This is a genomic window from Vibrio diazotrophicus (genome assembly GCF_038452265.1).
GTDB lineage: Bacteria > Pseudomonadota > Gammaproteobacteria > Enterobacterales > Vibrionaceae > Vibrio > Vibrio diazotrophicus.
This window is the reverse complement of record NZ_CP151843.1, coordinates 571,646-592,333: the sequence shown is the minus strand read 5'-3', so window position 1 is coordinate 592,333 and position 20,688 is coordinate 571,646. Positions and strand designations below refer to the sequence as shown.

20 protein-coding genes are annotated in these 20,688 nt (G+C 43.2%); 7 read left to right on the top strand and 13 right to left on the bottom strand.

The features are described from left to right. Positions 1-120 precede the first annotated feature (120 nt). Both istB and istA read right to left on the bottom strand, forming a co-directional pair. On the bottom strand, positions 121-861 hold the full coding sequence (gene istB, locus AAGA51_RS18045) for an IS21-like element helper ATPase IstB (RefSeq protein WP_337165987.1): 741 nt from the start codon (positions 859-861) through the stop codon (positions 121-123). A gap of 9 nt (positions 862-870) precedes the next feature. Further along, positions 871-2,403, bottom strand: coding sequence for an IS21 family transposase (gene istA / locus AAGA51_RS18040; RefSeq protein ID WP_337165989.1), 1,533 nt, complete (start codon positions 2,401-2,403; stop codon positions 871-873). Positions 2,404-2,723: 320 nt separating this feature from the next. Here istA and AAGA51_RS18035 point away from each other — a divergent pair, with 320 nt between their 5' ends. Then, positions 2,724-3,101 carry a VOC family protein gene (locus AAGA51_RS18035; RefSeq protein WP_042490357.1) on the top strand — a complete coding sequence of 126 codons (378 nt, stop codon included), beginning with the start codon at positions 2,724-2,726 and terminating at the stop codon, positions 3,099-3,101. Between the two features lie 61 nt (positions 3,102-3,162). Here AAGA51_RS18035 and AAGA51_RS18030 read toward each other — a convergent pair whose 3' ends face one another. The 6 genes from AAGA51_RS18030 to AAGA51_RS18005 form a co-directional block, all read right to left on the bottom strand. Further along, on the bottom strand, positions 3,163-3,654 hold the full coding sequence (locus AAGA51_RS18030; protein ID WP_042490355.1) for a peptide-methionine (S)-S-oxide reductase: 492 nt from the start codon (positions 3,652-3,654) through the stop codon (positions 3,163-3,165). An 11-nt stretch (positions 3,655-3,665) separates the two neighbouring features. Beyond that, a complete protein-coding gene (locus tag AAGA51_RS18025) occupies positions 3,666-4,286 on the bottom strand; it encodes a TorD/DmsD family molecular chaperone (RefSeq protein ID WP_042490365.1) in 621 nt (206 codons plus the stop codon). A gap of 295 nt (positions 4,287-4,581) precedes the next feature. Continuing rightward, the gene (locus AAGA51_RS18020; protein WP_042490354.1) at positions 4,582-4,920 is read right to left on the bottom strand and encodes a DUF3316 domain-containing protein; all 339 of its coding nucleotides are present in this window, start codon (positions 4,918-4,920) and stop codon (positions 4,582-4,584) included. A 50-nt stretch (positions 4,921-4,970) separates the two neighbouring features. Beyond that, positions 4,971-5,309 carry a DUF3316 domain-containing protein gene (locus AAGA51_RS18015; RefSeq protein WP_042490352.1) on the bottom strand — a complete coding sequence of 113 codons (339 nt, stop codon included), beginning with the start codon at positions 5,307-5,309 and terminating at the stop codon, positions 4,971-4,973. Positions 5,310-5,627: 318 nt separating this feature from the next. Continuing rightward, positions 5,628-6,551 (bottom strand): LysR family transcriptional regulator, encoded by a 924-nt coding sequence (locus AAGA51_RS18010; protein WP_042490351.1) that lies wholly within the window; start codon positions 6,549-6,551, stop codon positions 5,628-5,630. A 105-nt stretch (positions 6,552-6,656) separates the two neighbouring features. Continuing rightward, complete coding sequence (locus tag AAGA51_RS18005) at positions 6,657-7,700, bottom strand: alkene reductase (RefSeq protein ID WP_042490350.1); 1,044 nt, start codon at positions 7,698-7,700, stop codon at positions 6,657-6,659. A 161-nt stretch (positions 7,701-7,861) separates the two neighbouring features. Between AAGA51_RS18005 and AAGA51_RS18000 the strand changes: the two genes are divergently transcribed. The 4 genes from AAGA51_RS18000 (at position 7,862) to AAGA51_RS17985 (ending at position 13,811) form a co-directional block, all read left to right on the top strand. Continuing rightward, a complete protein-coding gene (locus AAGA51_RS18000; RefSeq protein WP_042490363.1) occupies positions 7,862-8,443 on the top strand; it encodes a TetR/AcrR family transcriptional regulator in 582 nt (193 codons plus the stop codon). Positions 8,444-8,660: 217 nt separating this feature from the next. Further along, on the top strand, positions 8,661-12,056 hold the full coding sequence (locus tag AAGA51_RS17995) for an MHYT domain-containing protein (protein ID WP_217995521.1): 3,396 nt from the start codon (positions 8,661-8,663) through the stop codon (positions 12,054-12,056). A gap of 3 nt (positions 12,057-12,059) precedes the next feature. Next, a complete protein-coding gene (locus AAGA51_RS17990) occupies positions 12,060-13,079 on the top strand; it encodes an HD domain-containing phosphohydrolase (RefSeq protein ID WP_042490349.1) in 1,020 nt (339 codons plus the stop codon). 135 nt (positions 13,080-13,214) lie between these two features. Next, positions 13,215-13,811, top strand: coding sequence for a sugar O-acetyltransferase (locus tag AAGA51_RS17985; RefSeq protein ID WP_042490348.1), 597 nt, complete (start codon positions 13,215-13,217; stop codon positions 13,809-13,811). A 91-nt stretch (positions 13,812-13,902) separates the two neighbouring features. Here AAGA51_RS17985 and AAGA51_RS17980 read toward each other — a convergent pair whose 3' ends face one another. Both AAGA51_RS17980 and AAGA51_RS17975 read right to left on the bottom strand, forming a co-directional pair. Next, positions 13,903-14,943 carry an IS481-like element ISVvu4 family transposase gene (locus tag AAGA51_RS17980; RefSeq protein ID WP_000903432.1) on the bottom strand — a complete coding sequence of 347 codons (1,041 nt, stop codon included), beginning with the start codon at positions 14,941-14,943 and terminating at the stop codon, positions 13,903-13,905. A 176-nt stretch (positions 14,944-15,119) separates the two neighbouring features. Beyond that, a complete protein-coding gene (locus AAGA51_RS17975) occupies positions 15,120-15,767 on the bottom strand; it encodes a hypothetical protein (RefSeq protein ID WP_042486961.1) in 648 nt (215 codons plus the stop codon). Positions 15,768-15,867: 100 nt separating this feature from the next. Between AAGA51_RS17975 and AAGA51_RS17970 the strand changes: the two genes are divergently transcribed. Then, the gene (locus AAGA51_RS17970) at positions 15,868-17,022 is read left to right on the top strand and encodes a hypothetical protein (protein WP_052404612.1); all 1,155 of its coding nucleotides are present in this window, start codon (positions 15,868-15,870) and stop codon (positions 17,020-17,022) included. 122 nt (positions 17,023-17,144) lie between these two features. On the opposite strand, the gene AAGA51_RS17965 is transcribed toward AAGA51_RS17970, so the two are convergent. Further along, positions 17,145-18,065, bottom strand: coding sequence for a pseudouridine-5'-phosphate glycosidase (locus tag AAGA51_RS17965; protein ID WP_042486963.1), 921 nt, complete (start codon positions 18,063-18,065; stop codon positions 17,145-17,147). Next, on the bottom strand, positions 18,055-19,170 hold the full coding sequence (locus AAGA51_RS17960) for a PfkB family carbohydrate kinase (RefSeq protein ID WP_255209388.1): 1,116 nt from the start codon (positions 19,168-19,170) through the stop codon (positions 18,055-18,057). The genes AAGA51_RS17965 and AAGA51_RS17960 overlap by 11 nt, the downstream gene beginning before the upstream one ends. 194 nt (positions 19,171-19,364) lie before the next feature. Here AAGA51_RS17960 and AAGA51_RS17955 point away from each other — a divergent pair, with 194 nt between their 5' ends. Beyond that, entirely contained in the window at positions 19,365-19,802 is a 438-nt protein-coding gene (locus tag AAGA51_RS17955) for a ribosome recycling factor family protein (protein WP_342291633.1), read from the top strand. 42 nt (positions 19,803-19,844) lie between these two features. Here the strand turns inward: AAGA51_RS17955 and AAGA51_RS17950 are convergent, their stop codons facing one another. Beyond that, positions 19,845-20,651 (bottom strand): Cof-type HAD-IIB family hydrolase, encoded by an 807-nt coding sequence (locus tag AAGA51_RS17950; RefSeq protein ID WP_042486965.1) that lies wholly within the window; start codon positions 20,649-20,651, stop codon positions 19,845-19,847. Positions 20,652-20,688 lie beyond the last annotated feature (37 nt).

Sequence of the window (20,688 nt, the reverse complement as noted above, 5' to 3'; positions counted from 1 at the left end):
AGCGAGATCAAATTAGTGTTGTGTCAGATTTTACGGATTATTGCGTATTCCGGTGATTCCGGACACCGGCTCCGGTTTAACCGGACGCCTCATATCCCTAACTTTTCTCTAACCCTATTTTTACTCTACCTGTCCGGATTGCGCCAGTTTTCTCATTGATTCTCCTCCGAGTTCTATTCGGTGACTGTTGTGGATTAACCTATCCAATAAGGCGTCAGCAACCGTGGCATTGCCTATCATGTTGTACCATTCTTTAACCGGAAGCTGGCTTATCATAATGGTGCTGCTGGTTTGATAACGATCCTCCAGAAGCTCCAGCAAGTGACCCGCATGATCCGGACTCAACTTTTCCATTCCCCAGTCATCCAAGATCAGAAGTTGTTTTCTCGACAGAGCCAGAAGTTGCTTTTGGTAAGTCCCGTCAAGGCGACCTGAACTCAGGTCATCAAGTAAACGGCTGAGCCTGTGATAACGGACACTGTAGAGCTGGTCGCAAGCTTGAGCTGCAAGCGCACAGGCAACGTAGGTTTTTCCTGCTCCCGTCGGTCCGGTGATCAGAACGTTTTGTTTTTTGTGCAAGTAGCTCCCGGTTAATAGCTCACTCATTTGAGTACGCTTAAGTCCTCGTCCTTCTTTGTAGATAATCTGACTTGGCAGAGCATCGACCCGGAGTTTAGCTTGCCACTTCAGGCGTTGGATTTTGGCCTGATTTCGTCCCAACACTTCGCTTTCAAGCAGCAGGCTTAACCGCTCTTCGAAGCTCAGCTCTGCATAGGTCGATAACTGCTCTTGTTGTTGCTCCAGAGCCGAGGCGGCATGGCTCAGACGCAGTGATTTGAGTTGTTCGCTTATTGTGTTCATCATTCTCTCCTAGTGATAACTGTTGGGTCCGCGCACATTGCTGTGTTGGATGTCAGGGGTGGATTCCGGAGTCGAAGACAACAGGCCTTCCCGGTGATTTTCAAGCAAGTTTCTGATGAACCTGAGATAGGGTTTGTTCACCATCAGAGCATCTTTACATGCCTGCTCTAAGCGAGCGTCACCGTATTTTTTCGTCAGGTTGAGAAGCCCAAGGCAACTGCGATTGGCTTGCGCAGGATGCGCTTTCGACATGAGTAATCGGTTGACCACTTCTTGTGTCGCTGCGCCGATCCGGCCTCCCCAGTTAAGTAACCGCTCTGGTGACCATTTTTGATATTGATGATTGCTGGGCATATGCTCCGGATAAGTACTGATCCCATGCTCTTTTTTACTGGCTGGGTGCTGAGAGATCAGATTACCCTGATGGTATATCTGTATCAGCCTGGAAGTGGCTTCAAGCTCAACGTATTGGCCCACTAACTGATGGGGAACAGAGTAATAATGCCTTTTGTATTCGATGTGATAATCCGGCCCCACTTTGGCGCGTTTGATTTCTGTGTAGAGATAACGTTGTACGGGGAGAGGTTTTAGTGCCGGCTTATCCAGAGTATCGAACAGCTCCTTTCGGCTGGCTCCCAGTTGTTTCATCTGTCTTTGGTTCAGTGAGTCCATTAACTCCCGGATAGAGAGGTTTAGCTCTTTGAAGGTATGGAAGGTTCGGTGACGAAGCCGCATCATGATCCAACGCTCAACGATAAGGACGGCATTCTCAGCCTTGGCTTTATCTTTGGGTTTATAAGGGCGTGCTGGCATAACGGCCGTGCGGTAATGGTACGCCAACTTGCGGTAACTATCGTTGAGCTTGGGTTCGTAGCGGTCCGTTTTGGTCACCGCGGATTTTAGGTTATCAGGTACAAGCAACGCCGGAACGCCGCCGAAGTGTTCAAAGGCATTGGCATGAGCTTCCAGCCAGTGCTCAAGTCGCTGGCTTTCACAGGCTTCAACATAGGTGTAGTTGGACGCACCTAACGTCGCCACGAAGATCTGAGCGTTGCGGATTTCTCCGGTTTCAGGGTTTACCACCGGGATGGTTGGTCCACAGTAGTCGATGAACAGTTTGTCACCGGCCAGGTGGCTCTGACGCATACTGCGTTTCTGCTTCTTTAACCAACGAGTGTAATGCTCGCAGAACTGGCTGTAACGATAAGCTCTCTCCTGATATTCAGCCAGATACTCTTCCCACAGCAGATGTTTGCTCATGCCCTTACGTTTCAGTTCGACAAAGCACTGGGCGAAGTCCGGCATCACCTTTGTGTCGCTGATTGTTTTGTCACGATAGAGAGTCTGAGCCAGTTCAGTATCAGAGCAGCTTTCAGGGAGAGGCCAACTCATTGCGCTTTGCTCAAAACGGGTCAGTATTTCTGAGATGGTTGAACGACTTACTTTCGTGCAGGAAGCGATCTTTCTGGTCGACAGATGGCACTCATATTTAAGGCGTAATACCTCTTTGATGTTTGTCATAGATGTTCTCTTTTTCGGCATTATCACTTCCTTGCTACGTTAATATGCATAACAAGAATAGTGAGTGATTGATTTAAAAGAGAAAAGAGGGATATTCCGGAGTAACCGGACAGGGTTTCCGCTTAACCGGACAGTGATTCCGGAGTTAGTGGAAAAATGGCTGGTTTATGCCGGAAATAGTGTCCGGATTAAAACGGAATGGGTGTCCGGGGAATCCCGGAAACGGTGGCTGGATTGCTCCGGAATACGCAATTATCTCAATTAGGCATTGCTGGTAGTTAAAATATACGGTAACTATATATGCAACAAGTCTATTGTTGATGGATCACTAAGGAAGGAAAATGTTTAGTCATATTATGGTCGGCTCCGACGATATTGAAAAATCAAAAGCGTTTTATGACGCTATTCTAGGTGTTTTGAGTTATCCGCAAGGTGTCATTGATGCGAAAGGACGCTGTTGGTACTTCAATTCTAATGGTGTGCTCGGTTTGACTAAGCCTATTAACGGCGAAGCGACTACACACGGCAACGGTATGACTATCGGCTATAAAGTTGATAGCCCTGAGTTGGTAGACGCATGGCACGCGGCTGGGGTTGAAAATGGTGGTGTTACGTGTGAAGAGCCACCAGGCGTGCGTGTTATCGATGAGAAAAAGCTTTACTTAGCTTATCTTCGTGACCCATTCGGCAATAAACTTTGTGCCGCGCACTATTTATAACGTATCAATAAAAAATATTGATCAAAAAATGGCTTGTGCAGTTTAACTCACGAGCCATTTTTTATTGGCTTTTTGCATTACGGTATTTATGCAGAAGATCCCAAGGTATATGACATAAGTAGTGATCTTCTTGGACGCGGGTCAGGCGATGTTGATGTTCTTCATCACTAGGGACAAAGTTGGTCAAAGGTAACACTTCAACCACAATTTTTGCTGCGTCAGATCGTGAGGCAATATAGCGTTTCGCGGCTTCAAGATGTGTCTGGTTATCGCTGTATACACCTGTACGGTACTTCAAACCTACATCGTGGCCTTGTTGATTAACACTGTAAGGGTCGATGATCTCGAAAAGGTGTTCAACCAACTGCTCAACTGAGACGCTCTCTTCATCAAATTGGACTCGAACGCATTCTGCGTAGCCATCATATTCAGTTTGGGTTGAATGGGTGGTGCCGTTGGCGCGACCAGCTAAGGTATCAATCACGCCAGGAACATACTTAATGAACTCCTGAACACCCCAAAGGCAGCCGCCTGCTAAATAGATTTGTTGCATAGTAAATTTAACTAAGCCCTAACTGGATGAAAGTAGTTATTCTTAATTTGTACTTGAGCGGAGTAGCTTGTACAAAGCAGTTCCAACAGTCGCTTTACTTGATCTGCTAACTCACAATAAACACTGCCAGCTGCACATTTTTTCAGGTTGGAAAAGTAGTAGCCAGACCATGTAACAAGGTAGTCACCCAGCATCTCTTTTACATGTTGCTCTTGCTCATCTTCAATCAACATACCCAGTATGATCAGCATCAGACCGATATGGTCTTCTGGATCGGTTACATCTTCACGAAGACCCAAACCGCAGTGCTCAATGAACTCACAATATTTCTTATGTGAATGACCAAATAAGATCGACTCTCTATCAAGATACATCGATGACCAAGGTGGGGCTGGCATATCATCTTGGATGGTAAACAATCGATCGTGTTCATCTTGAAGCGTATCTTGATTGGTAAACTTGAAGCTGTTCAAAACCTGATTCACTTCTTTGATTGGCGTTTCTACTTCATCTTCCTCAAAGTAGGTTCCAAAAGGGAATTGGTTAAAATCTCTGGGAGGGTAATAAAAAAGCGCACCAAAAAGCTTACAAACAATAGCTAATTCAGGTCGAGAGAGATTTTGTAGTTCCACGGCATTACCTTTATAAATTCCTTTTACTGCTAAATAGGCTAGTGCTTGTTTAACAGCGGTTAACTTCGCCGAATATATCACTATATGGTGTTTTATTGCGACACGTTTCATTTTGATGTGACATTAATTGGTACTAAGGTTTATTTTTTAATCAGTCGTTTGAGTTGAAAAATGAGAGTAATTTAAAGGAGATGACGGTAAGGAAGGGATTTTAGATTAGCGTGTAAAGCAAAGACTAAATTATGGAGAAGAAAGTAAGCCGTGGGATATCCATATCCTCGAGGCTTAGTGACACTTAGTTTGATTCTTTTGCGTTGAATTGATAATCCACATCAACGATAGCGCGGTATTGAATGTCGCCGTTGCTGTTTGCGAACTCTTCTACAGTGACTTCAGATTGACCAACATTGATGTTCTTAACCAATGTGTATGATTGCACTGGAAGATTAAAACGAAGTTGAGATTGGTCCATCGCTTTAACTGAATCTGAAAGATCGAAACCTGCATTGTACGCTTCAGCTTTAGAGCTGTACGTGTCAGTTTTAAACGTTGCGTTGTCACTAACTGTTGTAGTTGAAGCAAACGCTGATGAAGCAAGTAGTAGACCTGATGCAAGGATAATTGTGTTTTTCATGATAAATACCTTTTGAATTCTGGGTGTTATAAGTTGTTTAAATGTGTTGATTAACGTGATTCTTTCGCGTCGAAGTGGTAATCCACATCTACGATAGCGCGGTACTGAACTTCACCACGTACTTGAGCGAACTCTTCAACTTTTACTTTTGTGTTATCGATACTGATGTTGTTTACATTTTGGTAAGCGTTAACTGGTAGTTGGATGCGCAGTTCAGTTTGGCTCATGTTTGATAAGTTTTGAGCAACACTTAAACCTGCATCTAAAGCTTCTGCTTTAGTAGCAAAACTTGAAGTAGTTACAGTTGTATCGTTGTGAAGCGTTACGTTAGAAGCAAAAGCTGATGTTGATAAAAGTAGGCCTGCTGCTACGGTCATTAGTTTGTTCATAATATTCACCTTTGAAGAATAGACTTTATTGTTTCTTACGGAATGTCAGACTTATCTGTCATTCGATGGGTGCATTATGAGTAAATTTTTAAGTGTGATGAAGATCACTTTTGGCATTTTACTATGGACAAAACGGCACCAATGAAGGGGTTGAAATTTCGAACGATGATCTACTCGTCAATATAATTTTTTCTGAAGTCGAGAGTAAAAAATTGCCTAATGGTGTGAGATAAATAGTTGTGGTGAAAAAAGGGCGCAGATAACCCCTTACTTATTGATTTTTAGTAAGTATTATTTGAAAAATGAAGAGGCAAGAGGTTAATCGTTGAGGTAGGATTCCCAAACTGGTGGGGTTCCTATGGTGTCTTGAACGGTTTCGATGAAAAGTTTTACTAGTGGCGGTGGATTTCGATGTGAGTAGAGAGCGTAAAGACCACCGGTGAATGAGACTTGAAAATCAGGTAACAGCTTGATTAACCCTAAATCATCAATATTTTTGGTTAACATCATCTGTCCAACAATGACGTAGCCTAATCCTTCTTGAGCGGCATCCATTAACAGCTCAACTTCATTCACGCGGTAACGCCCTTGGGCATTAAGAGTGAACGATTCATCTTCAGTTTCAGAGAAAAGTTTTACCTTGTCTAACGTAAAAGAACGGTTTGAATAGATAACCGAAGGCAGTGCTGCTAGTTGTTCAGGGTTCTCTGGATATCCATGTTCTTCGATGAAGTCTTTCGATGCTAAGATTGCCATTTTATGGTCGGCAAGTTTCTTCGCTACAAGGTTGGAATCATCAGGAATACCAATGCGAAATGCGATATCGAATCGGTCGCTAATAAGGTCAACTTTTCTATCATCCAGAATGACTTCGATACTGACCTGCGAGTACTTTTTCAGGAATTTTATAACCGCTTTTTTAAGATAAGTTCGGCCAAATAGTTGAGTGCTGGAGAGTCTTAAAACGCCTCTTGGCTCCTCGTTAAAAGTATTCGCAAGATGATGAGTTTCATCGAGGGTATCTCGGATTTTTTGCGCTTGTTTAACGATTTCTAGTCCAGCGGTGGTAAAGGATAATGAGCGAGTGGAGCGGTTCAAAAGGCGTAAACCTAATGAATCTTCTAGCTTTTTGATTTGTTTAGAGAGAACTGAACGATCAATCCCTCGGAGTTCTGCGGCTTTAGCAAATGAACCTTGTTGATGCACTTCCAAAAGCATGACGAGTCGGGTAGCTAGATCCATTGCACAAAATTCCTGATAGTGGGTTCAGAGTTCTCAATTTCTTTGTATCTTAAAGATAGATTAACGGCCCTTATCGGGCCGTTAAATATTCAAAGTATTAGAACCTTACACTAAGGTTTCTAACATTGCAGCATCGTATTCAACAAGTTCTTTATTTTGTTGTACACGGCTTACGTAGTCGGGGTTTGCGATGAAAGGACGACCAATAGCCAGCAGGTCAAATTTGTTCGCTTTAATTGCTTCAGCACCTGTTTCTGCATTGTATCCACCAACCGCCATTAGGGTCTTAGAGTACGCTTTGCGCATGTATTCAGATACTTTTCCGCCTAGGAAATCAAATTCCATGCTGTCGTCAAACATGCCTTCGTGAAGGTAAGCTAAATCGCGTTTTTCAACTTCTTTAAGGAAGTAGTCGAACACCTGACGATCGCGTGCATCTGTAGTCATATGAGCATAACCGGCAGGTGACACACGTAGACCGGTCAGTTCTGCGCCGATACGTGCAATTACAGCATCAATAACGGCAAGCGGGAAGCGAGACATGTTTTCCGCAGTCTGACCAAATTCGTCAGATCTATGGTTTGTATCGTAGTGTAGGAATTGGTCAATTAAGTAACCGTTAGCACCGTGAATTTCAACACCATCAAAACCTGCTTCAATCGCGTTTTGAGCCGCTTGTGCATAGTCTTCAACAAGTTGTGCGATTTCTTCGCTCGTTGCTTCTTTAGGAACGGTATAAACCAATTCACGCATACGAGGAACGGTTCCGTCGAACGCTACTGCAGAAGGTGCTAACACATATTCACCACCCCAAAAGTGAGGGTGAGCCACTCGGCCGGTATGCCATAGCTGAGCGAAGATCTTTCCGCCATTTACGTGTACTGCGTCTGTTACTTTTTTCCAACCAGCAATTTGTGCTTCGGTGTAGAGTCCCGGAGTGTTTGGATAGCCTTGGCCGTCAGGACGAATAATTGTCGCTTCTGAAATGATCAAACCAGCATCAGCACGTTTTGCGTAGTACTCGACCATTGCGTCTGTCGGAACTAAGTTTGCGTCTGCCATACAACGAGTCAGTGGAGCCATTGCAATGCGGTTTTTAAGTGTAATTTTGTCGTTGAGCTTATAGCTTTCAAATAATGTTGCTGTCATTTTGATGTTCCTTTTATGTCCTACATGGACTTTATGTGCACATGCTAACCTTTTCTTGAATGAACATTCAAGTTATTTTTTGAATGATCGTTCAAGTATCTTGTGAAAGGGTATTCAAACCAGTACACTTAGTGGGTCTTAAAGCTGAAGAGCAAAGTGTAATGAGAAGTGCAGAATTTGACCGTGAGTATGTTTTACGCTCAGCGATGAATGAGTTCATCGCCAAAGGTTATAACAAAACCAGTATGCAGGATTTGAAACGAGCAACGGGCTTACATCCGGGGTCAATCTACTGTGCTTTCGAAAACAAACGCGGTTTGTTGCTTGCGTCTCTTAATCATTATGCTGAAACCAAATCCGAGTCGTTTGAAGAGTTCTTCGTTGAAAATGATTCCATCTTGAACGGCTTTGAAAAATATCTGAATGACATAATTGAATTTAAAGATTGCCATGAAAATAAAGGCTGCTTACTTCAGAAATCGCTGAGTGAACTTGAGCAGCAAGATGAGGAAGTTGAAGCGATCATCTGCGGCATGCTGAATCAGTGGAAAGTTAATATCAGAAAAAAAATTGAGATAGCTAAGACTCACGGTGAACTGCCATCGGATACAGATTGCGAGTTGCTTGGTGATTTTCTGGTTATGAATATCTATGGTTTAAGATCTTTCGCTACCACTAAGCCGTCAAAAGAATGTTTAGAGAAGTTGGTGAAAAAAATAGTACAGAGCTTAAAAAACAGCTAAGCGTTTGTAATACAATTTTTGCACAAAACAATGAACAGCTATCACTTTGAATAAAGGCGATAGCTGTTTTTGTTTTATCTTCAGTCACTTGTTGTTGAGTTCTCTCAATAACCAAAATCCTCAATAAAATTATGGCTTTATACTTAATGCTAAAACCGTCACGTAGTACTTAACTTTATGCGTAATCAATAGTAACGTGCATGCTCTGGAGGTGATCTTGCCTCAAGCCAGTGCTTGTTATGTTGAGTTATTGATTATGTTTGACCACTTTTTTGTCGTAGATGTTAGCCCAGATAAACTTGTTGCTGGTACGTACAACGTTTGGCTTGTGGCGGTATCGATTTTTCTTGCATCCATGGCATCATTTTTCGCTTTGCGTTTAGCATCTACAGCAAGACACATACAGCTTGTAAGCCACAGACAGATAGCTTTACTCTCGGGATCGTTTGTTATGGCTGGTGGCATTTGGAGTATGCATTTCGTAGGAATGCTTGCTTTTGCCATGCCTCATCAAATGGAATATGACCACCATATCACTGCGTTATCTTTCGTTCCTGCCGTATTAGCGAGTTACTTCGTCCTCAAGTCGTTAATCAATGAAACGTATTCATTGAAAGTCACATTAAGAAACGGGTTTATTGTCGGTGCGGGAATCGGCGCGATGCACTATATCGGTATGGAAGCAATGAATATGGATCTCGATCTTCGCTACGATCCATATTGGTTTGCACTGTCTATTGTTGTATCGGTTGGATTGGCAACCATTGCTTTGACGGCGCGATCTAGATTGCGACACGCATTTCCATCCTTACGTTCTATACACGTTAATTTGATTAGTGCAGCTATTATGGGCAGTGCAATTTCTGGTATGCACTATACCGGAATGGAAGCCGCTCGCTTCATTGAAGAGATGGAGTGTGTTACCCCACCATTTACCGAACAAGACAACACACAATTGGCCATCATTGTTTCAATCTTTACGCTGCTTCTTTCTACTTTAGCGGTCAACGTCAGCTCTCAGCTTCGCTACCGTCAGTTATTAAGAGAGAAAACAGCGGGAGAAGCGAGGCTTCAGGCTATTCTCGATACTGCTGCTGATGGTGTTATTACAATAGATGCGAAAGGTATCGTTCGCGGTATTAATGGCGCAGCGTGTAAAATATTTGGCTGGTTAGAGCATGAAGTCATTGGGCGCAATGTTTCTATGCTAATGCCGTCCAACCATCAATATCAGCATGATTCCTACTTAGAAAACTACTTCAGTACCGGCAAGGCACAAATAATAGGCTCTCCAAGAGAGCTATACGCTCGTCATCGATTTGGTGAGTTAATACCTGTCAGATTAGCTGTCGGTCGAGTAAGTTTGGAAAGTGGAGAAACACTGTTTGTTGGATTTGTTTCTGATATTTCTGAACGCAAAGCGATGGAAGAGAAGCTAAGAGAGAGCGAACAACGTTTAAGCTCTCTTATGCAAAATATTCCTGGATCCTCGTTCAGACGTTTGCTCGATCATAAGTGGACACCTGTGTTCCTGAGTGAAGGCATCGTCGAACTTACGGGTTACAACGCGGATGAATTTTTGTCAGGTAGAGTTGCTTTTGCTGACTGCGTTTATGAAGGAAAAGATCGCGACTTATGCTCGAACATGCGTGCAAACATCGATGAACGTGACACATATGAAATTGAATACCGCATCCACCATAAAAACGGCAATACCGTTTGGGTGTTAGAAAATGGCATGGTTGTTCGCGATGAAAATAATAATGTGGTTTGGGCTGACGGGGTCATGGTGGATATCTCAAGTCGCAAACAGATGGAACAAGAGTTGGTTGAGGCGAAACAACGCGCCGAGCATGCAGCGGAGAGTAAAGCGGCGTTTTTGGCCAATATGAGCCATGAAATCCGAACGCCGATGAACGCCATCATAGGCTTTACTGACATTCTTCTGGATTCCGATATCAGAGGCGAGGATCGCAAACATCTTCAAACCATTTCGCATTCTTCTCGCTCATTACTGCATCTTCTTAACGATATTCTCGACAGCGCGAAACTTGAGAAGAATAAGATGGAAATTGAGCAGGTACCGTTCAAACTAGCGGCCTGTGTTGATACCGTTATTTCAACTTTATGGCTTTCAGCCAAAAACAAAGGCATAGAACTCAATCTGGCAATGGCTGATGACTTGCCCCAAGTCGTGTTAGGCGCTGAGGATCGTATACGCCAAGTTTTGATGAACCTTGTTGGTAACGGCATAAAATTTACCGAGAGTGGCGGTGTATCGCTGACGGTTTCCGCCGTTGAACAAAAGCCCGATTGGATTCGATTCAGTGTGATTGATTCGGGGATCGGCATTGATCCTTCTCGTCTTAAATCCATCTTTGAACCTTTCACGCAGGCCGATGCATCAATGAGTCGCCGCTTTGGCGGTACTGGTTTAGGAACCACTATTTCTCAGCAGTTGGTTGAGTTAATGGGCGGAACGATTCAAGCAACGAGCGAACTGGGTAAAGGGAGTTGTTTTACCATCGAGCTGCCACTACCAAAAAGTGAAGCTGCGACGGTTTCTCGCACATCTCACATCTTCGATCTGCCAAGTTTACGAGTGTTAGTGTGTGATGATATCGAGCAAAACATTAACTTATTGCGAATCCTTCTTGAGCGTCAAAATCATAAAGTATTTACCGCTCAAGATGGTCATGAAGCTGTTGCTCAGTTTAAATCGGTGCAACCGGATATCATCTTGATGGATATCCAGATGCCGAATTTAGATGGGTTGGGAGCGAGCAAACAAATTCGTCAATGGGAAAAACAGTACAAACTAGCGAGTACGCCAATCATTGCTTTAACCGCAAGTGTCTTGGCTGAAGATCGAGTGGAAGCAAGAGAATCCGGCATGGACGGTTTTGCAAATAAACCCGTAGATTTTGCTCTTCTAACTCAAGAGATGGCGAGAGTGCTGCATCTTGAACCTGGCTCTCAGGATGAGCAGAACTCAGGTTCAGCTACTGACAGCACTGTTGGAAAATTCAACGTAGTGAACCTGAATAAAGCGCTAAAACTTTGGGGTGATGAGCGCTTATATCTGGGAGAACTCATTCGTTTGAGCAGTAAGCAAGCCGCACTAAGTGAGAGCTTGATGGAGCTAATTGATACGCAAAATTGGTCAGAACTGGGTCAACAAGCCCATAAGTTGAAAGGTTTAACCGGAAATCTGGCCTTGATACCTCTCTTGCATGCCTTTTCTGATCTAGAGAGAGCCGTTAATGCTCATATGCCAACACAAGCTCGATCTGCTGTGACAAACATTGAAAAGCTCTGGAATACGTTGATGAGTGATATTGAACAACTTCAAGTTCTCTATGCTTTGGATGAAACGGTTGAACCAGAGTCATCATTAAGAAACACCGAATTGCAGGAGCTGCTTGAAGATTGGTTAATCGCAACCAGAGCTGGCGAACTGCGTGATGAGACCGTCGCTAAACTTAAGCAAGGCTCACCAGAAATAATCAAGAAACACATTAATGATGCGGTTAATGCTATTGAAGAATTTGAGTTTGAAGCTGCAGAACGAGCCATTCTCAACGCTATTGAAACGCTACAACAAGAAGGATAAGACATGACTTTGTTCACCAAACAATTACCACGAATCCTTGTTGTTGATGACGAACCGGCAAACCTCAAAGTGATGCGACAAGTTTTGCAGGAAGGTTACCGTCTGACTTTCGCTCGATCTGGTCAGGAAGCGTTGACGCGTTTGGAGCAGGAGAGCGTCGACCTAATCCTGTTGGATGTCATGATGCCAGACATGACGGGATTCGAGTTATGTAAGTTGCTTAAAGATAACCCAAGCACTGTCTGCATACCTGTAATATTCGTGACCGCACTTCGAGATTCCATTGATGAAGAGAAAGGCTTCGCTCTTGGAGGCGTTGACTATATTGTTAAACCGATTATCCCTGCAATTGTAAGAGCTCGGGTAAAAACGCATTTGTCTTTGGTAAAAGTTGAAGCGCTACGTGAAACTCAAATTGACTTAATTCAAAGGCTAGGGCGAGCTGCTGAATATAAGGACAACGAAACAGGTATGCATGTCCAACGTATGAGCCATTACACCAAAATTCTAGCGATGGCTTTAGGTATGGAAGAAGATCATGCCGAAGAGCTGCGAATGGCGACCACTATGCATGACATCGGAAAGATAGGTATACCCGATAATATCCTGCTCAAACCGGGCAAGCTTGATGAACAAGAGTTTGCTGAAATGAAAAAGCATGTGGTCATTGGCGGGAATATTCTCTCTAATCCACGTTCGACGCTGATCTCGTTGGCCTACAAAGTTGCCACAGCTCATCATGAAAAATGGGATGGTTCAGGATATCCTAACGGTTTAGTTGGGGATGCAATCCCTATCGAAGGGCGTATCGCAGCGATTGCTGATGTATTTGATGCGCTGACCAGTGAACGCCCGTATAAAAAGGCGTGGTCAATAGAAGAGGCCGTTGAGTTCCTGAAAAGCCAGTCAGGAAAGCACTTTGACCCACAATTGGTGCAAATATTCATTGAACAACTTCCAGCTATTTTAGAAGTGAAAGAGACGTTTAATGAGGATCAACATTACGAACCAACTACGAATTAGTTTCTGAAGCTGAGTAGGGGAGCACCGAACAATTTGTGCATATTTGTCACCTAGGTGAGAGATAGTTCTGATTAATCATCTAATCAATTTAGTAACTTACGTGCTTTGATTTCTTTTTTGAAGTAAAGGTCTCTTATGGACAATTCCCACATAATGCATAGCCAGAAGGTTTACTTCTGTGATGACGAAGAGCTGGCTAAGGCTCAAATGCAATGCCTTGAAGTACTTTACGATTACAATCAGACTCGACCAAGTGAAGTTGAAAAGCGCAAAGCAATCATGGAGAAGTTGTTTGCCGAAGTGGGTGAAGGCTGCTACATAGAACCTCCTTTGCGTACGAACTGGGGTATTCATACTCATTTGGGTAAAAATGTATATGCCAACTTCAATCTAACGCTGGTGGACGATACCCATATCTATATTGGTGACTATGTGATGATTGGTCCAAACGTCACTATTGCGACGGCTGGTCATCCAGTTGATCCAGAAATGCGCAGAAAAGTTGCGCAGTTTAATATTCCAGTGACGATTGGAGACAATGTCTGGATTGGTGCGAACTCTGTTGTATTACCGGGTATTACCATTGGTGAAAACAGTGTTATTGGTGCTGGCAGTGTCGTCACAAAAGATATTCCTGCCAACGTTGTCGCGGTGGGTAATCCATGTAAAGTGCTACGTGAGATAGGCGAACGCGATAAAGAATTCTATTTCAAAGACAAAAAATTCGAATAGTCGATTTTTGAGTGTGAAAGCTATTGTAAAAGCTGTACTAATTCAGACCTGATCTGACAGTTACCCACTTTTCGACTTGGTGCCTGTCAGATTATATCTGGGCTAGATTCTTTTCAGCCCAGATTGATTTCCCATCCTCTAATGTTTCTATCGGCGTTCTGCCACAGCACATTTTTCCTTGATGAGTACGGTGATTGTTGTAGTAGTCCATCCATTCGTCCAGATCTTTCTGCAACTCTTCGATAGAACCATACAGTTTCTTTCTGAATGTCACTTGGTAGAACTCATTCAATATGGTCTTGTGGAAGCGCTCGCAGATACCATTTGTTTGTGGTGACATCGCTTTAGTTTTCGTGTGGTCGATATCATTAATGGCTAGGTAGAGCTGGTAATCGTGCTGCTCAACACGACCACAGTATTCAGTGCCTCGGTCAGTCAAGATTCGCAGCATTGGCAGTTCATGCGCCTCAAAGAACGGTAGAACCTTATCATTCAATATATCCGCTGCGGTGATTGGTGTTTTCGTTGTGTAGAGCTTGGCAAAGGCGACTTTACTGTAGGTATCAACGAAGGTTTGTTGATAGATGCGACCAACACCTTTCAAGTTGCCAACATAGAATGTGTCTTGAGAGCCGAGATAACCTGGATGCGCTGTTTCTATCTCACCACAAGCCTCATCATCGTGCTTCTTACGCTCAAGAGCCGCAACTTGCTCGTCTGTTAGGATAATACCGTTCTCTGCGACCTGTTTCTCCAGTGCGATAAGACGTTTCTTGAAGTTCTCTAGGTCATTGCGAAGCCAGATTGAGCGTACGCCACTTGGAGAGATAAACACTCCCAATTTACGTAATTCATTACTCGTTCTAACTTGTCCATGAGCTGGGAAGTCGATGGCGTATTTGATAACGGCTTGCTCAGTTTCACTATCAACACGGTTCTTCAAATTCGGTGCTCTTCGGCTACGGTTAATCAGAGCATCAATACCCCCCGTCTCAACCAACTCTTGATAACGGTAGAAAGTATCTCTTGATACCCCCATAACCTTACAGGCTCTAGATACATTACCGAGTTCTTCTGCAAGATTGAGAAGGCCCGCTTTGTGTTTGATAATTGGATTGCTAGTATGAAGCATGAGAGTTACCTCTTTTTGTCTTTGATTAGTGATTAAGCACCTTTAATCAAAGTGGGTAACTCTCTTCTTTTCAAATTGAAGTGTCAGATCTAGTCGGAACTAATACATAAAAGCCGCTGTTGGTCAGCGGCTTTTTCTTTGATGTGTTGTTTTGTAAACGCATTTACTCACTGAACTCATTTGATCCGCGACATTTTAAAGCCACGATAATTGAATTCCTCAAACTGAAGTTTTTGGCCGTTGTTTACAAATAAGAACTCCATCTCACGGTTTTTGTTTTTTACTGTGATGCGATGGAGCATTCCTTTGTCCGTTTGAGTGGTGGAATAGGAATCGACTTCAACATCTTTAACCTTCTCTTTCAGCACATATTGATATGATTTCTTCAGCGCTCCGTGAGCTAAATCAAGCGTTACTTGGTTTAGCAATGGAATAAATGGATAAGCATTTTTATCCAACTCAGATACTTTGGCTTTGCTGTCTTGATCGGTTATTTCAAGGGAGCTGAAATTGTAGGTATATGCCTCCCTGTCAGAACCTATTCGCTCAGAGTAATTGGACGAAAGAGGAACAATTTGACCATCAAGCTCTTGATATGAACCCAGTTCAATCACATTCGCTTTGATAAATAAAAAAGCGCCATAAGCACGCGACTTATAAAAACAAGTGCTATCTTTACAAGTAGATGACATAACTACCTGACCTAAGTTAACAGGGCCAATATCAACAGAAAATTCGCCATTTACACCCTCAGTAGCTTGCGCGCGGCTAGTGAGAGTAACAAGGGAAAGCAGTAATAAAATAGATAAATGTTTAGTTATCATAAGACCCACATTTAAAGGCTGGCTAAGCTACAACCATATTTATAAATCTATACGAATTAATGAAATTGTCCTAACTGATACAAAAAAATAATAAGGACTTATGTTGCATATAAATATTTGTAAACGTACAGGTATTAGGCATCAAAATTCAGAGATTGTTCAGGTTTTTTGGGGAAGAAAAATTTGTAAAGCAATAGCTCAACACGCTTATATTGCAATACTTACAGCTCTGCCATTTTGTGCGCTAGCAATACCAACTGGAGCCGTTCCAGATACCACTGATTTCGAGCGATCGAACTCAGACTTGCGTTATTCAGTACCGCTTACTGAAGAAGAGTTCTCGTGGGTTGATGAAACTAACGAGTTCCTGTCTGATTTGGTACTGGACTTTAGTGAGTTTATCGATCATGGCCTAGCTAAGGAAGAGGATGAAGAACCTTTTCCAAATAAGAGCTATATCAAGATCGTGTCTTCCGGTAAATATTCGCATCGTGGATACTTAGATACTGACGAGAGAATTTCGGTTCGCATTGATTTACCCCACACCGAGCACAACTGGAAGATTATCTTTGAAACCGACCCCGATGATTATGATGATCTAGAGAGTAAGCAGCGTGGTCTGAATACATCTAACCCAGATTCAAAAGGTGCATTTGGTGGTATTCGTCTTCAAGATGAGAAGCTCAGTCACTGGATAACCAGTTTTGATATCGGCATCAAGATAAGACTTCCTCTGGATCCGTTTGCCCGGACCGAAATCTATAGGGTGGCTGAGATATCGGATACTTGGACAACTCAAGTGAGTCAGGAATTCTTCTACTTTAACTCCAAAGGGCTGGGATCGCTCAGTACTCTGAATTTTTACTACGATGTCGACAAAGCCGCGGGGCAGATATTCACTATCGGTTCTAGTGCTCAATATCTTTACGATGATGATAAATGGGAAGTTCTCCATCAAGCTCAATACTTTGATCGCCTGAGCGAAAAACAACTTCTGCAGTATTCGTTAGGGATTAGCGTCTTACCTTATGATGAAGATGAAGTGAGTAACATCTGGTTATCGGCCTCTTGGATACAGAAACTCTATAAGAACTGGCTATTTCTAACTGTTACTCCTCAAATCGAAGTACCGAGAGAATATGATTACAAGCTTAACCCCGGAATTTTCGTTGAGTTTGAAGCGTTCTTTTCTAAGAATAGAAAAGTCGACCGGTTGAATCGCTATATTCCTGAGCAAACAACGAATCATGAATAGTTCTTCTTCGATGATCAATTGGACGATCTTTCGAAAAACAGTGTTTAGTTGTTGAGATTGGTAGCAATATGTCAATGCCCACTCAATAAGTGGGCACTATTTGGGGCTGGTATTTATCCAGTCTATGCGCAATAAGCGATAGCGATAGCGATAGCGGATGCCAGTCTTGCATTGTTAAGTACAAGTTGAATATTGCTGTTTAAGCTGTCTCCACCAGTAAGTTCACAAACACGAGCGAGTAGGAACGGTGTTGAAGCTTTGCCGTGAATGCCTTGTTCATCCGCTTCGCGCAGAGCTTGTTCAATAGCACTATCAATCACATTTTTTGGCATAGCAAATTCAGTAGGAATTGGATTGGTAATAACTGCACCGCCTTTTAAACCCAGCTTCTGCTTGGCTTTTAATACAGAAGCAATATCGCTCGCTGAATCTAGTCGGTAGTCAACTTTGAAGTCACTGGATTGGGTATAAAACGCAGGCAAACTTTCAGTTTGATATCCAATCACAGGTACGCCATGAGTTTCTAGGTACTCTAGAGTCAGACCAAGATCGAGTATCGATTTCGCGCCTGCGCAAACCACGGCTACATTGGTTTGAGCAAGTTCTTGAAGATCTGCTGAAACATCAAAGGTGGTTTCTGCGCCACGATGCACGCCACCGATACCGCCAGTAGCAAATACACGAACGCCAGCCATATCCGCTAAGATCATAGTCGCTGCCACCGTTGTTGCACCGTGTTTTCCTGCTGCCACAATAAACGGGATATCTCGACGGCTGACTTTAGCCACGCTTTGACCCGCTTTGCCCAGCAGTTCAATTTCTTCCGGAGTTAAACCCACTTTGAGGCGACCGTTGATGATAGCGATTGTCGCTGGTGTTGCACCTGATTCACGAACAGTGTTCGAAACCTTTAATGCGGTTTCTACGTTTTGTGGGTACGGCATACCATGAGAAATGATGGTTGATTCTAGGGCAACCACAGGCTGATTATTGTCTAATGCAGCGCGTACTTCAGGGTGGATATCAAGAAAATCATTCAGCATGGTTCACCTCCATTAAACGTTTGACTGCGCGGTCTGACATGCGCGGGTTGATAGTGTCATAAGATTGCGTTGCAAGTTCAGCGCAACTAAAAGCAAATTCGATACTCTTTTTCCAAGACCACATCTCTAAAGTGGCGTGTGCTAGCCCAGCCATTAATGCATCGCCAGCACCTGTAACGTTAGTTACGCTAGTGGTTCTTGGTTTGAGTCTAAAGGTCTCTTTTTGGTTGCTAGCAAAGATGCCTTTTGAACCAAGGCTTAGAACCACTTCTTTTACACCAAGATGATGTAGCGCATCGCAAATTCGAGGGTAGTCATCTTCAGACGTCACTTTGATACCGGAAAGAAGCTCGGCCTCAATAAGGTTGGGTTTTAATAAATCGATTTGAGCTAAATAGGGTTTGAGTTTTAACGCTTTGTTTGCAGAAACAGGATCGACATAGATACGTGTATTGTCGATACAGTTAAACAGGTAGGAGAGCGCGTCTTCACTCAGGTTTGCATCGATTACAACTAAATCACTGTGTGAGATAAGAGACTTATGCTTGGTCAGTTGTTCAGCATTGAGTTGCTCCAATACTTTCATGTCATTCAGTGCGATTTGCATTTCACCTTCATTGTCATGAATAGAGAGATAGGTCGCCGTTCTGCCTTGTTGGCAACGTAGAAGGTGGCTAACACCAACGCCTGCATCTATGCAGGCAGAGACTAATTGTTCTCCCCACTGGTCGTTGCCTATACTGCTGATCAATTCGACTTTGCTACCAAGTCGAGCTAAGTTGTCCGCAATGTTACGAGCAACGCCTCCAGGGCTGTAATGAAGTGTGCCCGGATTCGAATCACCATTGAGCAAAGGTACAGAAGCCTTGCCACAAAGATCCATATTGGCACCGCCAATAACAATCGCAGTTTTTTGCGAGGCAAGAATATAACCTTTGCCTTTAATTAGTCCTTTATTGGTTAAGTTCATGATGTGACCGGCAATCGCACTGCGACTGATCATCAGTTGATCCGCCAGTTCCTGTTGTTGAATCATTGGGTTCTCGCGCAATATGGCGAGTATCTGCTGCTCTCTAGGTGTCACAAACATATATCCGTTTATCAAACATATGTCCATATTATCGACTTGTTGCTATTCGTGTTGTGGAATACGGACTTGTTCCATAAATAGAACAATATTTCATCTATTGCAGTTTAATTTGTGACCACGGCGACTTTGTTAGATCAATATACACAAGCAAAGTGCTAGTAATTGGAGAGTGCAAACAAAGTTGTGTTTGGAGATGAGTGACGTGATAATTGGCTCAATGTGTTTTAAAGGTGTTGGTTGCGGTTTTGAAAACCTTGAGTACTGAGCGCGAAAAAATAACGGTCTTTTTTCCTTCTTTAGTTCGACGTATCGGCGGCGAAAAAACGAAAGAGTTAAAAGCAATTGCAACTGAGCACAAATGTGAGCTTAAAAGGATCCGACGCTCAAGGAACTGGCAGATATCAGGTTTTTTCGAGCAACTATCTGACTACAACCAACAGCTTAAAGTCGCTGGCATAGTTACAGATACGCCATTCATAGTTGAAAAAATCAGTGAGGCTCTGAAACCTTATGAGCAAGCTTCTCTTCCTGAACGGTTAGCCGCTCTGATTTCGAAAAATGAAAATATTACTCTGGCAGAATTGATGGACAAAACGGGCTGTACTATTGCACAAGCCCGTTTAGCACGAGACGAAAATGAGCTTTAAGACTGTATGGCTCTCTTCTTGTCCTTTACTTGCTAGTGATCGTTAGTCGAGTTCTTTTAATAATTCTTTTAGCACCACTAGTACGCCACTGTCGTCGTTGCTCGGTGCGCTGAAGCGAGCAAAAGATTTAACCTCTTCATGGGCGTTTTCTACCGCATAAGAGTGGTAGCTGGCTTGTAGCATTTCCACATCATTAAAGTAGTCACCGAAGCTCATCGTTTCTTGGGAAGTAAAGCCAAGTTGATTTTGCAGATAGGCAATAGCGTCGCCCTTGGAGGCGGCAGGGTTCATTACATCTAGCCAGATTTTTGCACTGACCACGACTTTTTGAGTATCACCGAAAGCAGGGTTAATCACAGGGAAAACATGCTTTTCTGAACCTTCAAAGTGACAAATTGCAACTTTCAAGAAATCGTCTTCGATAGTCGTTAAATCTTCAACGATTTCACAACGGTGGTAGTATTTCTGCACTTCCTCTCGAGCACGTTGATCTTCCGTTTCTATGTAGGCGGAACGTTTACCACAAAGAACAATGTGTGCGCCGTCGATCGAACGAGCTGCTGCAATCAAATCATTAATGACTGCTGAGTCTAAAGGCAGACTGTAAAGCTCTTGGCCTTTATGCATCACCAAGGTGCCGTTTTCAGCAATAAACATGATCTGGTCTTTCACATCTGAAAAGGTATCCAGCAAGCTGTAGTACTGTCGGCCTGAAGCCGCGGCAAATATGATGTCTTTCTCGACGAGCTTTGGGTGAAGCGTAAAAAATTCAGGGTCAAGCTGTCCGCGGCCGTTGAGAAGTGTTCCGTCCATATCGGTTGCAATAAATTTGATGTTACGTTGTGACATATATTGAATTCTCTTGTTTGAATGCGTTTGGCTACGG